This is a genomic window from Desulfatiglans parachlorophenolica, from assembly GCF_055394735.1.
On the sequence record NZ_AP042460.1, the window covers coordinates 4,917,700 to 4,930,642 of the forward strand.

Annotated in this window: 11 protein-coding genes; 2 read left to right on the forward strand and 9 right to left on the reverse strand. The window is 55.5% G+C overall.

Annotation, left to right across the window (positions count from 1 at the left end; genetic code table 11):
* Positions 1 to 34: 34 nt before the first annotated feature.
* Positions 35 to 988: a class I SAM-dependent methyltransferase gene (locus ACZ500_RS22720; protein ID WP_464229701.1), complete on the reverse strand. Its 954-nt coding sequence runs from the start codon at positions 986 to 988 to the stop codon at positions 35 to 37.
* Positions 989 to 1,254: 266 nt separating this feature from the next.
* Between ACZ500_RS22720 and ACZ500_RS22725 the strand changes: the two genes are divergently transcribed.
* Positions 1,255 to 1,428, forward strand: coding sequence for a hypothetical protein (locus ACZ500_RS22725; RefSeq protein ID WP_464229702.1), 174 nt, complete (start codon positions 1,255 to 1,257; stop codon positions 1,426 to 1,428).
* A gap of 6 nt (positions 1,429 to 1,434) precedes the next feature.
* On the opposite strand, the gene ACZ500_RS22730 is transcribed toward ACZ500_RS22725, so the two are convergent.
* The 7 genes from ACZ500_RS22730 to tmk form a co-directional block, all read right to left on the reverse strand.
* Positions 1,435 to 3,192, reverse strand: a complete 1,758-nt coding sequence (locus ACZ500_RS22730; protein WP_464229703.1) for a glycosyltransferase — start codon at positions 3,190 to 3,192, stop codon at positions 1,435 to 1,437.
* Positions 3,193 to 3,270: 78 nt separating this feature from the next.
* A complete protein-coding gene (locus ACZ500_RS22735; protein WP_464229704.1) occupies positions 3,271 to 4,422 on the reverse strand; it encodes a glycosyltransferase family 2 protein in 1,152 nt (383 codons plus the stop codon).
* Positions 4,423 to 4,630: 208 nt separating this feature from the next.
* Positions 4,631 to 5,404, reverse strand: coding sequence for an exodeoxyribonuclease III (gene xth, locus ACZ500_RS22740; protein WP_464229705.1), 774 nt, complete (start codon positions 5,402 to 5,404; stop codon positions 4,631 to 4,633).
* The gene (gene metG / locus ACZ500_RS22745; protein ID WP_464229706.1) at positions 5,401 to 7,308 is read right to left on the reverse strand and encodes a methionine--tRNA ligase; all 1,908 of its coding nucleotides are present in this window, start codon (positions 7,306 to 7,308) and stop codon (positions 5,401 to 5,403) included. Before metG ends, xth begins: the two co-directional genes overlap by 4 nt.
* Positions 7,309 to 7,319: 11 nt before the next feature.
* Positions 7,320 to 8,153 carry a PSP1 domain-containing protein gene (locus ACZ500_RS22750; RefSeq protein WP_464229707.1) on the reverse strand — a complete coding sequence of 278 codons (834 nt, stop codon included), beginning with the start codon at positions 8,151 to 8,153 and terminating at the stop codon, positions 7,320 to 7,322.
* Positions 8,154 to 8,460: 307 nt separating this feature from the next.
* A complete protein-coding gene (gene holB, locus ACZ500_RS22755) occupies positions 8,461 to 9,432 on the reverse strand; it encodes a DNA polymerase III subunit delta' (RefSeq protein ID WP_464229708.1) in 972 nt (323 codons plus the stop codon).
* A gap of 35 nt (positions 9,433 to 9,467) precedes the next feature.
* A complete protein-coding gene (gene tmk, locus ACZ500_RS22760; RefSeq protein WP_464229709.1) occupies positions 9,468 to 10,196 on the reverse strand; it encodes a dTMP kinase in 729 nt (242 codons plus the stop codon).
* Between the two features lie 418 nt (positions 10,197 to 10,614).
* Here tmk and ACZ500_RS22765 point away from each other — a divergent pair, with 418 nt between their 5' ends.
* Positions 10,615 to 11,178: a TraR/DksA family transcriptional regulator gene (locus ACZ500_RS22765; protein WP_464229710.1), complete on the forward strand. Its 564-nt coding sequence runs from the start codon at positions 10,615 to 10,617 to the stop codon at positions 11,176 to 11,178.
* A gap of 196 nt (positions 11,179 to 11,374) precedes the next feature.
* Here the strand turns inward: ACZ500_RS22765 and ACZ500_RS22770 are convergent, their stop codons facing one another.
* Positions 11,375 to 12,868: a pyruvate carboxylase subunit B gene (locus tag ACZ500_RS22770; RefSeq protein ID WP_464229711.1), complete on the reverse strand. Its 1,494-nt coding sequence runs from the start codon at positions 12,866 to 12,868 to the stop codon at positions 11,375 to 11,377.
* Between the last annotated feature and the right edge of the window lie 75 nt (positions 12,869 to 12,943).

A 12,943-nucleotide genomic window follows, 5' to 3' on the forward strand; every position in this document is an offset into this window, starting at 1 on the left:
GGTCGTGGAATGGTCGAACCACCACGGTCTCCTGCTAGATCGGTTTCCTTACGACAAGGATTTTTTCTCTGACGGTCCAATTGAGGATCTGAAAACGCAGGAGGGGGAATATCGACCGAGATGTGAAGATTTTCCATATCCTGGTTTTGAGGATGAGCCTGGAGAAAAACCCGACCGGATCCCTGCGCCATTCACGGGCAGATAGCGCCGATGGGGGAGAATGCCGTGAGTGGACGTTGACGCCTGGTTCGATTCGAAGGCCGCCGTCCTCCTCGCGCACGTCCCAACCTGGTTGAATGAACTCGGCTTTGAGGCCGGCACGGTGAAAAAGGCGGCGGTAATGCGCTGCGGTGTAGGACTGTTCGTTGATCCCGACAAAAAGATTGGGCACCGTGTCTTCGCTCATGTGGATGATCTTCTGACGTCTATAGTAAGGAGGGTGGTAGGCTTCGTGTATGCCGAAAAGGATTCCTCCGGGGCGAAGAACACGGGAAATCTCTTGGACGGCGCGTTCCAGGTCGGAAAAATGGTGCAGGACAGAGCAGCAGAACACTCTGTCAAATGATTCATCGGCAAAAGGCAGGTTCTCGGCATCGGCTTGAATCCGAAGGAATTGAATGGGAAGTCTGTCCATCAATATCTGGCCGTATACCATACGATGGGGATCATAATCCAGTGCGACACCCACAGCACCCGCCTCTACCAGATGGCGGGTGCCCCAGCATTCGGCTGCGCCAAGTTCGAGAGTGCGCCGTCCATGCCAGGGTGTGCCGCATGCGATCACAATCCTCAGATACCGCAACGCTGCCTGATAATAAGGGTGTGGATGATCGGGCAATGCGAGATAGTGTTCAGCCGGATGGTTCCATCCCGCATGCTCCGCTACCCTGGTTTTATGAAGCCAGCCGTTCTTTTCTCTTTCTTTCTCCTGCTGGTGGGAAACATGTGTGGGGAGGAAATTCCAGATCCCTTGATTGGAATCGAACATTCTCCCGCAATTCCTGCAAGAAAGCGATGTTTTATTGTCCGCATAGAGGTGGCTGCCACAGTCCGGACATTGAAAAGATTCGAGCCAATGGGTCAATATTTCATTCATTCTTATCTCAATAGGTGAAGTTTCGCCATCTGTTATTTGTTCCATAAAGCTTCAGGAAGGGCTCCGTTTTTTTTCTTCCATGAAAAAATCTCTTGAGTTTACAGAATAATGTTTCGATTGAAGTTCACATAAAACATATATCTTGTTTCCATCCGGAAATGGTCTTTTTTGCCAATCTCGGTGTCAATCTGCGCATTTGCTTGTGCGGCGACCTACAGGTCGCCTCCGCGCAAACGCTGGATTTCCTTGATATTGGCAAAAAATTTTCATTTCCGGATTGGAAACTGCGTTGTACCGGGAAATCACTTCCGGATGGATACAATCTAGAATAATTCATATTATCCAGGACAGAAGTCTTCTCGTGACCGCGCCAGATTCTTGTTGAAATAAGGGTCATTGTCAATCACATATGGCCATCTTCTTTTAAAAACCGCTTTATCTTGGGCGGATATCACGAGGGGCGTCGAGCGGGCGGCGATATGGTGCCTGAACGTTGCGTAAGGGGTAGATGTGACCAGAAGACCCCGCTCGCGAAGCCGAAGGCAATAATCGGCATCCCAACAATGCCGGTGATATTGTTCATTGAAGCCGCCATGCTGGAGGAAAAGCAGTCGGGGGGTCAGCATGCCGAGTCCCATGACGGCACTGTAGTTCGCGATCATGCGTTTGATGCCGATATACCCGACATCATCCGGTGTGGCACGATTGGCATAGCCCAGAAGGCCGAAGGGACCCATGATGATGCCTGTATGCTCGACGAGCCCGGATGGGTAAAAGACTTTGCCCCCGACGGCACCGATCTCGGGACGCTGACCTTGTTCGAGCAGCGCGGGCAGTGTCTCGGAAGAAAGGATTTCCATAGTGTCATCGAGAAAAAGCAGGAAATCCCCCCGGGCCTTTCGGGCCATGGCGTTGAAACAGGCCGGAGAGCGATCCGCTGTGTTTTGCGGAGAGGCGACATAGGTGAAAGGGAGATCAGGAGGTACGCTTGTCTTGTCAGGGTCGGGGGCGGATGGGTCCATGCAGATGATTTCTCTTCCCGCGCTCGGGATGAGGGCGGCGATGTTCCGGAAAAGGGGGGTTGGCTCAGCAGGATTGCCGGTCAGCAGAACGAGGATGCTGGTTGTACAGGAACGGTTGATTTTTCTGCGAACGCGGTAAACGCCTTTCCATGCATCGGGAGCGTGTTCGGCTGAGCCCTGGATTCCCCTGCGGCGCAAAGCGTCATCCAGCGCGGCCAAACCATTCACGAATACATGGGGTTTCGCCTCCGGTCCGCCGGCTATCGACCCCTCGCTGATCCTCCAGTGGTAGAGTATCTTGGGGATGTGGTGGATGCTCTGGGTTTTTTCGACGGCGCGCAGAAGCAGATCGTAGTCTTGCGATCCGTCGAAACGGGTTCGTGCGCCTCCGAGGTCGTGGAAAAGACTGGATCGGTAGAGCACGAAATGCATGACATAGTTGAAAGAGAGCGCCAGATCGGGATTCCAGTCGGGTTTATACCAAGGCGAACAGAAATGGCCCTTTTCGTCGATTTTATTTTCATCGCAGTAGATGATATCCACTTTGGGATCGCGGGCGATGACGCGTGCATATTCCAATAAAGCGCCTGGATGCAGTTCATCATCCTGGTCCAGGACTCCGAGGTATGAACCGTTGGCCAACGCTGCGGCTTTGTTGACCGCGGCGGAGATTCCCTCGTTGATTTTTGAATGAAGAACCTTGATGCGTATATCCCCTTTCCATTTTCGGAGCATACCGCTGACATGTTCATCATTGGATCCATCATCGACGAGGCAAAGTTCCCAATTCGGGTAGTATTGTTTTTGAACAGATGAAACGGCCTTTTCGAGGAGCGCGATATCGGGTCTATAGACGGGCATCAACACGCTCAGGAGAGGGGGGGTCGGGATGTCCCAGAACAGACGTAAAGCGGGGAAAGATCGATGTTCCTCTCTGCCTGAAGGACGGAGGATGCCTTTCAGCAATGGAGCGACCACATGCCGGTTGAGAAGTCTTTTGAAGTGGGAAAACGGCCGACTTCGCCTGAAGCGCCTGATGATGCGTTTTTCCAGCAATGGTCTAAGAGTGGTCATGATTGCAAGCGGAGATGCAGGTGTTTTTCTTCTTGAGATGTTTTTTATGAAGGGGTTTCACAAAAAGGCGCACTGTAATCATTTAGGATCCTGGACAGGTTCAATGAGATCGCTGGTCAATGAGCAAAATCGCCATGACTCCTCTCCCTTTCTTGTAATTCCGATCTCGTGGGCATGTCCATTCGATGGGGGTATAGGCTGAATAAGGATGCCTCCAGCCAGAGATGAAGGCTGGAGCTTCTTGCCGTCGATGGTGATTTCGTAATTTCGATCCAATGGTTCTGCTTTTAATTTGAGATTGCGCCAAAATTGTTTTTCATACCAGGGAAGATGAATCTTGCAGGTTCCTTCAACAATGGGGTCCCACCGGTGAAATCCGTACAAAAGACCTTCGTAAGAGACATCTTGACGCTGAAATACCTTATGATATGTAGATTTAAAAGGTGTGTAAACCTTATTGTAAAAATGCCTGAAAGCTTTTGTCGATTTTGTTTGTTTATTTAAAACCATCACATCGTAATCCATGAATTCGATAGTGATAAAGGGGATAAAATGATTATAGAGTAATTCTATACGATATATTTCCCAATAGCGTCTTAAACTGCAGCTCAACGTCTTGGTTCCCTCATAATAACGCACAGCGGCCAATACTTCAGGGAGATACAGGAATTTTGCCCCCTTTTTTGCGAGCCGGCACCACAGGTCCCAATCCATGGTGTACACCAAGGATGTATTGATCGTTCCAACTTCATCATAGGCCCTACGCCTGACAAAGCATGCCGGTTGGCAGATGATGCAGGCCTTATATATCTCGGAAATATCACGGCAATGTTTTACGGAAGGATAATATGACAAAAAAAATCCCTCCGGAGTCACAAATACCGCATCGCCGTAGATAACGTCTACATCGAGGTGGCTATCGAAGCAATCAGCCACCTTTTTCAAGGCATCGGGAAAATAGTAATCATCCGCGTTCAGCCAGGCGACGATATCTCCGCATCCTTTTTCGAACCCCTCTTTGATGGCGGCGGATTGGCCGCCGTCTTTTCCCGATCGCGAGTAGGTGATTATATCGGTGTAACGGCTGGCCACCTCGGGAAAGCCGTCTGTCGATCCCCCATCCATCAAGGCGACTTCGAAGGGTACCGTCTGACGCCGAAGGCTTTCGAGCGCGGTTGCCAGGAAATGGCTTTGGTTGAGATTGGGAATGGTGATAGCGAAAGAGGTCATGGTTGCTTCAGACTGTTATGGGTTGTTTGCCATCTGCAGACGTGCAGCAGGGGTTGATCGGCGATACGCTTGTGCACTCTCTTAAGCGGTTGATGTCGCTGGATTGATTTACCGTCTTCAACCGACCGCGCTAAACCATTCCAATGAGAGGAGAGATCCGACGCCGCCCGGAGCGGAGTCTGTCGGCGGTGTATGCACCCAGACCAGCTCAGCCTTCGAACTCGGCGACAAGGAAGGTATGGTCCGAGGGTTTTTGGGCGGCCCGCGCCTCCCGGTCGATCCAGGCGCCTGTAGCCCGGTCTGCCATGGATTGAGTGGTCAGGATGTAGTCGATGCGCCATCCGATGTTGCGCTTGAAACCGTTTGGGACGCGGTAATCCCAGAAAGTATAAAGCCCTCCACCGTCGTGAAACCGGCGGAAGAGGTCGGTCAGCCCCCAATCGAGCAGGGCGCGCAGACGCGTCTGTTCTTCCGGGTGGAAGCCGACCTGACCGGCCAGATGCTCCGGGTCGTGGACATCACGGGCATCCAGAGCGACGTTGAAGTCTCCTACGACCAGCAGGGGGTCTCCAGGCGTAAAGTGCTGCCGGATATAGGTCAGCAGATCCTCGAGCCATTGGAGTTTGTATGCGAATTTGTCGCTGTCCGTCGAGAAACCCTGCGGGACGTATACATTCAGGAGGTGAAAGTTTCCGTACCGGCCCCCGATGAAGCGGGCCTCCTTATCGCCGTGGTCATAGAGGGCTGTACGAATGCCTTCGCCGAAGATTTTGCTCAGGATCGCCACGCCGTTGTACGACTTCTGACCCTTGTAAGCCGAACGGTATCCCATTTCCTCGAACGCCGCGGCAGGAAAGTCCTTGTCCTGGACCTTGATTTCCTGCAGACATAGCACGTCCGGCTGCTGATCTTTCATCCACTGGATAAGCGAAGGCAGACGGACCCGTACAGAATTGGTGTTGAAGGTGGCTATCTTCATCATTTGACGCGTGTACCGGGTTCCTTGGGCTGTTCAGGTGTCAGAAGATGCATGCCCTTCCCATCGGATGCGGCCAGGATCATCCCCTGTGATTCCACCCCCATCAAGGTGACCGGCGCCAGATTGACAACCAGGAGGACCTGTTTTCCGGGCAAGTCCTCGGGTTTGTAATGCTCCTTGATGCCGGCGACGACGGTGCGTTCTCCCCCGGCATCCACCCTGAGCTTGATCAATTTCTTCGATTTGGGGATGGCCTCGGCTGCGAGGATCGTTCCCACCCTGAGGTCCACCTTTTCGAAGTCTTCGTAAGATATCAGTGGTTTGTCGAGTTTCTTCTCCGCCTTGGGCGGTTTGGAGGGAACTGCCGCCGTTTCCTTCCGCCCCTCGATCCGGGGAAAAAGCGCCGGGGCGGTCCGAATGGCCGTGAAAACGTCTTTTTTCCCCCAGTCTTCGAGTTCGGAGAGCATCAGATCGCGGCCTGAGCGGGGCAGCCCGAGCTGCATCTGGATCTTTTCGGCGGACTGCGGCATAAACGGCCAGATCAGGCCCGAGACGATCCGCAGGGTTTCAAGGATATGAGCAATGACGGTGCCCAGGCGCTCGCGGTCGGATTTGGCGAGGACCCAGGGCGCGGTTTCGTCGATGTATTTGTTGACATGGTTGATGATTTCCCAGACCGCCATCAGGGCCTTGTGAAAGGCCGGTTCGAGCATGAACGCCGTAAAGCGGCCCACGAGTGCGAGGGCATGGGCCTTCAGCGTGTCATCGATCGGCTGCGTCGGCCCCTGGATGTCAGGGTACTGCCCGCTGAAGAATTTGTTGACCATGGTCGCGCTGCGGCTCACCAGATTGCCGAGGTCATTGGCGAGGTCTGCATTGACCCGGGTGATGAACCCCTCTTCGCTGAAATCGGAATCCAGGCCGAACACCATCTCGCGCATCAGAAAATAGCGAAAGGCGTCAAGGCCGTAACGGTCCACCATGTCGAGGGGTTTCACTACGTTCCCGAGGCTTTTCGACATCTTGCCCTTGTCGATGATCCAGTATCCATGGACGTTCAGATGCCGGTAGGGTTCGATCCCGGCCGATTTCAGCATACAGGGCCAGTAGATGCCGTGCGGTTTGAGGATGTCCTTGGCGATGACATGCTGCGCGGCAGGCCAGAATGTCTTGAAGTTTTGGCCTTCTGGATATTCGAGGGCGGAGATGTAATTGATCAGGGCGTCGAACCACACATAGGTGACGAAGTTGTCGTCGAAAGGCAGGGGGATCCCCCATTCGAGGCGCGATTTGGGGCGGGAGATGCAGAGGTCTTCCAGCGGCTCCTTCAGAAAGGAAAGGACCTCGTTCCGGTAGCGTTCAGGGCGGATAAAATCCGGATTTCGTTCGATGTGATCGCGTAGCCAGTCCTGGTAGCGGCTCATCCTGAAAAAGTAATTGGCCTCCCGGATCACCTCGGGCGGCGTCCGATGGTCGGGGCATTTTCCGTCCACCAACTCCCGCTCGGTGTAGAACCGCTCGCAGCCATAGCAATAAAGGCCTTCGTATTCGCTGAAATAAATATCCCCCTGTTCCTTGACGCGTGTAAGGATATCCTGGACAACGGCCTTGTGCGTGGGATCGGTGGTCCGGATAAAATGCGAATGGGAGATGTTCAGCTTGGGCCAGAGCTGACGGAACATCCCGCTGATGCGGTCGACGTAGGCGGCCGGAGACTCGCCGGCGGCATCGGCGGCCTTGACGATTTTGTCGCCGTGCTCGTCGGTCCCGGTCAGGAAAAAGGTGTTCTCCCCCCGCAGCAGATGAAAGCGGTTGAGGACGTCCGCCACGATCGTCGAATAGGCGTGTCCGAGATGCGGCTCCGCGTTGACATAGTATATAGGTGTGGTGATGTAGAAGGTCGGCAAGATTATCCTGGTTACTCCTTTGGTGGTTTCTTCTTCTTTATGAAGAGGCCGTCTTTTGTCAAATCGCCTATGCCCACTTCAATTTCTTCCCCCGATTCCAGGGCGACGGTAAGGGTCTCCATCAGCACGTTCTGGCGGACGACACGCCCTTCGCCCTGTTCTGTGGAGACCTTCTTGCCGATCTTCGGCAGGTTCTTCTTCATCTTCTCATAGAAGCCGTGCTCGTAGGACAAACAGCACATCAACCTTCCGCACATGCCGGATATCTTGGTCGGATTGAGGGAAAGATTCTGTTCTTTGGCCATCTTGATGGTCACGGGTTCGAAGTTGCTGAGGAAGCTGGCGCAGCAAAGCGGACGTCCACAGGTCCCGAGGCCGCCGACCATCTTTGCCTGATGCCGCACACCGATTTGGCGCATCTCGATCCGTGTGCGGAACCTCTTGACGAGGTCCTTGACCAGGGCACGAAAGTCCACCCGCCCGTCGGCCGTGAAAAAGACGACGAATTTGCTGCCATCGAACCGGCGCTCCACGCCGACGAGGCTCATGGGAAGCTCCCTCGCTTCTACCCGTTCAAGACAGGCTTCGTAGACCTCCTGCTCGAGGCGCGCGTTTTCCTCGAAACGGCTTATCTCCTCCTCCGTAGCGAGCCGAAAGACCTTTTGCAGCGGTCTTTGAGGGACCTGTGGCGGGCGGTTCCGCGGTTCTGTGCAGACACACCCAACGGCGGGGCCTTCTTCGGTCACCAACATGACCTTGTCGCCCTTGTTCAGTACAAAGTGCCCCGATTCGAAATTATATATCTTCCCATCGGGTTTGAATTGGATGCCGACGATTTTGCTCATGCCATTTCCTGCTGTTTCAGCGATATCTTTACCCGGAAGGCGCGGAAGTACGCTCGCTGCGCGCAGATAGACCCCCTCGAAAATGCAAGAGGCCTTCTTTCGACCCGGCCTTGGCTACGATTTTCAGTGCCCGGCTCGGGGCCGCGCCTCCAATAAGACGCTTTTGCGCCGGCGCCTGGATCGCACGCAGCCGAAAAGGCCTGCTGCCTGCCGTTTGGCCCGTTTGCCTTAAAACGCGCGCAGGGAGCACTCTGGCTCGGATATCGGCGTTTATAGATCAGAAAGGTCCGGTGCACCGGTACTGGTTTTACGGCGCCGCGGAGATCCTTCTTAGCCCGAAGATCAGATGGGTCAACACGAGGCCTGTATTGCGATTCTTCAAAATATCGCGGCGCGCCCGGTCCAGGCGAAAAATGCCGTCTATCAAATCAACTATTTTAAACCGTTCGGCGATCTTTTTCAACTGCCGAGAGAAATCGCGATTGATCAGGAGGGATTCGGGAGCACCCGTTCGAGCAAGCAGGAGATCACGGTACCAGCTTTCCCATACAGAGAGAAGATCCTGCAGCCCCGGCAGATTGTCACCGGAATTTTCGAGGCGGACCTTCGCGTCCTCGGCGGCACATTCCGCTGCAAGTGTGAAAACGGCATCCACAGGCTTCGACAGCATGTCTATCAATTGGAGCAGCCAGTTCCGCCGCTTTTCGAGGAAGGGTCCCGTGACCATTTTCAGCGCCATCCCAAGGCTTCCGCCGCAGATCGCGGCCGCGACCCCTGCGGCTTCTGGGTCGGTCTGGTGGTGCTGCGTCAGCCATGCAGCGATTTCCCGGCTATCGAGGGGCTGGAAAGCGATCCGCTGGCAGCGCGAAACGATGGTTGGGAGAAGGTCTCCCGGTTCCACGGCCTGGAGGATCAGGATATTTCCGGGAGGCGGCTCCTCCAGCGTCTTCAGGAAGGCGTTGGCGGCCTCCTCCGTCATGGCCTGAGCCCGCCGGACGACGCTGATGCGGTAGGGAGCCGAAACCGGTGCAAAAGCGAGTTTGCGATTCAGGCCGCGGACCTGATCGATCTTGATGTTCGCACCTTCGGGCTGGATGAAAAGCAGATCGGGGTGGTTGCCGCCAAGGATCTGTCTGCAGGGGGCGCATCGTCCGCAGCCCTTTTCCTCGATCGGTGCGGTGCAGTTCAGATGCATCGCCATGGCGCGTGCGGTCGAGGTCTTCCCGACGCCCCGGATGCCTGTGAAAAGGTAGGCATGGGGCATTTGATCCCGCTTCATGGCCTGGCGGAGCAGGCCGATCGCCCTCGATTGTCCTATGATGTCGGAAAAAGACATGTCTCGCCGTGCGCGGGGCCTTCCGGCAGGAGCGGAAGGAGAATGGACCAGATCTCTTCTTCCAGACGGTCGACGGTCAACGTTGCGTCCAGGATGCGGAAGCGCCCGCCAAGACCCTCCGAACGCGCCAGTGCGAGATAGCCCTCGCGGACGGATTGGTGAAAGGCCTCGGACTCGTTTTCAAAGCGGTTTTGGCCGGTGAGGTCGGCCTGGCTTACTGCAGCCTCCCGCTGCCGCGCGCGGGCGAGCGCGATGCCGACCGGACAGTCGAGAAGGAATGTGATATCCGGGGTGAAGCCCCGGGCGGCCGTCCGGTTCAGCGAGGCCACGAAAAGAGGGTCCTGCCCTCTGGCATACCCCTGGTAAACCGTAGTGGCATCATAGAAGCGGTCGCAGACGACCCATCGACCCGCTTTGCGGTCCGGTTCGATAACCTCGAAGACATGCTGTGCGCGGTCCGCCTCGTAGAGGAAAAGCTCAGCCAGGGGGGAAAGATCACAATTGCGCGCGTCCAGCAGTATCCGCCGTATATTCCCGCCGATGCGGGTCCCGCCGGGTTCGATCGTAAACCGGATGGGAACGCCACGATCCTCCAGACGGTGCGCAAGCCGTTTGGCCTGCGTCGATTTGCCGCACCCCTCGATCCCTTCGAACGTTATGAACACGGCGCAGGCCTTGTATTTGTTTTCATGTTTGCTCCCTGTCATTTCCCTGTGTCGGGCAAGAATTTCAGCCTTCCCTTCCCGGAAGGGTTTCGGTGAGGAGTTGTGCCCGCCCAGACACGATGCTCGGGAACGTGGCAGGTTCCCCGATCAGGCGCGTACATTTTCGTATCCATCCGGAAAGGATGGTCCAACACAATCCCATTTCCGGATGGAAACGAGTATAGGGTAAAAGAGCCCCGGCAGGCAAGGGACAAAAGTGTTTCTTCGGGGCGGTGGCCCCGGGTGAGCCTCCAGCGAAGAGAAGAAAGCCGGTTGGCCGCACGGTCGAGGACGCCGGATCAGGCTTCAAGGCATTTTCTCTATTGACAAACTTTTAAAAGTGGCTACTATTCCGACGCTTCAGGAAGAAAATCTGCAGCATTAACATTTTTCAATCGAGGTGTGATACTTGGCGGTACTAATGGCAGAAGAAACTTTTCCGGAGGGAGGCGACATGCAGGAAGGCAGGAAGGATTTCTTGAGTCAACTCGAGCGTCGCAAGCAGGAGTACGAGGGGACCTTACGCCAACTGGTTGCCAACCAGAAGGAGTTTTACGATCGCTTTTCGGATGACAACAGCAACGATGAAACCGACCATGCCCAGCGGGAGATCTCGGCCTGCAGCAACTACAGCCTGATCGAGCGGAAGACACGGGAACTGAAGAACATCGAGCGGCTGATCCGGAAGGTCATGAAGGATGAGAGTTTTGGGCTGTGTGAGGAATGCGGTGAACAGATCCCGATGGAGCGGCTGCTGATCGTTCCGGAGACAGCCCTTTGCGTTGCCTGCCAAAGCGATCTCGAAAAGTTCTCTCACATGCGCGATCTGGCAGCCCACCGCTCCGGGCTTGGCAAGAAGCGAGATTGGGACGACATCGGTTGGGTCGATGAGGTGGAGGACGACCTCTGTCTTTATGAGGTGGACCTGAGCGCTGATGTGGATGGAGATGCAGCCGAGATCGAGGAATCCGCCGCGGACATGTAATGAGCGTATCTCGGAAGCCCCGAGAAACGACGAACCATCCAAACCTCCCCGAGGGGCCGCACGCCGGCCTGACGGGGAGTTTTGTTTTTGAGGGTTGCAGGCACCGAAGGTAAAAAGGGGACATCGGCAGGCGCCCCCAAGGTTTTTTGTCTGGTGAACTCTGAGCGGGGCCTGCCGGCGGGCCGACTGGTATGACCTACATCGCCTTGCAGACCTGTTCGATGGCCGCAGCCATGGCTTCGTCCTCTTTGCGGATATCTTCGAGGGTCTTGCCGGTGACTTGTTTGGGGCGCGGCTCCAGGCCGTATTTCCACTTGAGAAAACGTACCCCGGTGCTGGGGTAAAGGGCTACGATCAGGAGGTCGAATTCGCTTTTTGCCAGGGTGCCTGCATTCTGGCGGGCCTTATCGAGTTCGGGCTCGAGATAGTCTGCCGCCCGCCCGGTCACAGGCGTTTCCCCCCTCTTGTAGCCTTTCAGGATGCTCTTCTGGACCTGCGGGTCGACTGGTGTCGGGGTCTTTCCGTAAAGCCCGTATACGAGATCCTTGACCTCGTTCGTCACCATTTTGTAACGCCCGAAAAGGACGTTCAAAACGGCCTGGACACCTACGATCTGACTGGTAGGGGTGACGAGCGGCGGCATGCCGAGTTCCTTCCGTGTCACCGCCACCTCCCGGTAGACCTCCTGCAGTCGGTCGAGGGCTTTCGCTTCCTTCAGTTGGCTGACCAAATTGGAGATCATTCCACCCGGTACCTGATGCTGCAGAACCCCGGTGTCGATGACCGACATGCGATGCTTGGCGAGATAATCGCGATACTTGGGGGCCACGGACTCGATGTGCTCCCCGAGCTCCAGAAGCAAGGCGAGATCGAACCCGGTGTCCCGGACGGTTTCGTACAAGGTCGCGACGATGGGTTCCACCGCAGGCTGGGAGGTGCGCAACGCGAAGGGGGCGAGGCATGTGTCGACGATGTCCACGCCGGCCTTGACCGCCTCCAGGTAGACCATGGAAGCCATGCCGCTCGTGTAATGGGTGTGCAGTTGGATGGGGATGGTGATCTCTTTCTTCAGGGCGGTGATCAGCTTGGCGATATCGAAGGGGGACATGATTCCGGCCATGTCCTTCAGGCACAGCGTGTCCGCCCCCATATCCTGAAGCTCTTTGGCCTTGCCGATGTAATAGTTCAGGTTGAAGACCTCGCCACCCATCCGGCGCTCGGTCAGGGAGTAGCATATGGTCCCCTGGAAATGCTTCCCGTTGGCCTTGATCCGCTCGACTACGGTTTGGAAGTTGCGGAAATCGTTCAAGGCATCGAATACCCTGAAGACGTCCATCCCTGCCTCGCAGGTCTTGTCGACGAAGAGTCGGGCGACGTCGTCGGCGTAGTTACGGTAGCCGACCAGGTTCTGCCCTCGAAGGAGCATGGAAAAGGGGGTTTTCCGGATATACTTTTTGAGGATTTTGATCCGTTCGAAGGGGTCTTCCCCGAGGAAGCGGTGCATCGAATCGAAGGTGGCGCCGCCCCAGACCTCCATGGCCCAGAACCCGACTTCATCCATTTTTTCGGCGATGGGCAGCATATCCTCGGTCCGCATGCGGGTGGCCAGGAGAGATTGATGACCATCACGAAAGGTGTTATCCTGAATCTTCAAGGGGTTTTTGGGGCCGCTTTCCAGAAAGTTGTCCATGTTGAAACCTCCAGTGATAAGATTCGGTTGGCACCTGTTTCCCTTGAATTGCAAGCGGTCTGATGTTGTTCGGGG

Excerpts from the sequence above, each read along its gene's own strand:
- ACZ500_RS22720 (WP_464229701.1), bottom strand. The coding sequence starts at position 988 with ATGTTCGATTCCAATCAAGGGATCTGGAATTTCCTCCCCACACATGTT.
- ACZ500_RS22725 (WP_464229702.1), top strand. The coding sequence starts at position 1,255 with ATGGTCTTTTTTGCCAATCTCGGTGTCAATCTGCGCATTTGCTTGTGC.
- ACZ500_RS22730 (WP_464229703.1), bottom strand. The coding sequence starts at position 3,192 with ATGACCACTCTTAGACCATTGCTGGAAAAACGCATCATCAGGCGCTTC.
- ACZ500_RS22735 (WP_464229704.1), bottom strand. The coding sequence starts at position 4,422 with ATGACCTCTTTCGCTATCACCATTCCCAATCTCAACCAAAGCCATTTC.
- xth (WP_464229705.1), bottom strand. The coding sequence starts at position 5,404 with ATGATGAAGATAGCCACCTTCAACACCAATTCTGTACGGGTCCGTCTG.
- ACZ500_RS22750 (WP_464229707.1), bottom strand. The coding sequence starts at position 8,153 with ATGAGCAAAATCGTCGGCATCCAATTCAAACCCGATGGGAAGATATAT.
- holB (WP_464229708.1), bottom strand. The coding sequence starts at position 9,432 with ATGAAGCGGGATCAAATGCCCCATGCCTACCTTTTCACAGGCATCCGG.
- tmk (WP_464229709.1), bottom strand. The coding sequence starts at position 10,196 with ATGACAGGGAGCAAACATGAAAACAAATACAAGGCCTGCGCCGTGTTC.
- ACZ500_RS22765 (WP_464229710.1), top strand. The coding sequence starts at position 10,615 with ATGGCAGAAGAAACTTTTCCGGAGGGAGGCGACATGCAGGAAGGCAGG.
- ACZ500_RS22770 (WP_464229711.1), bottom strand. The coding sequence starts at position 12,868 with ATGGACAACTTTCTGGAAAGCGGCCCCAAAAACCCCTTGAAGATTCAG.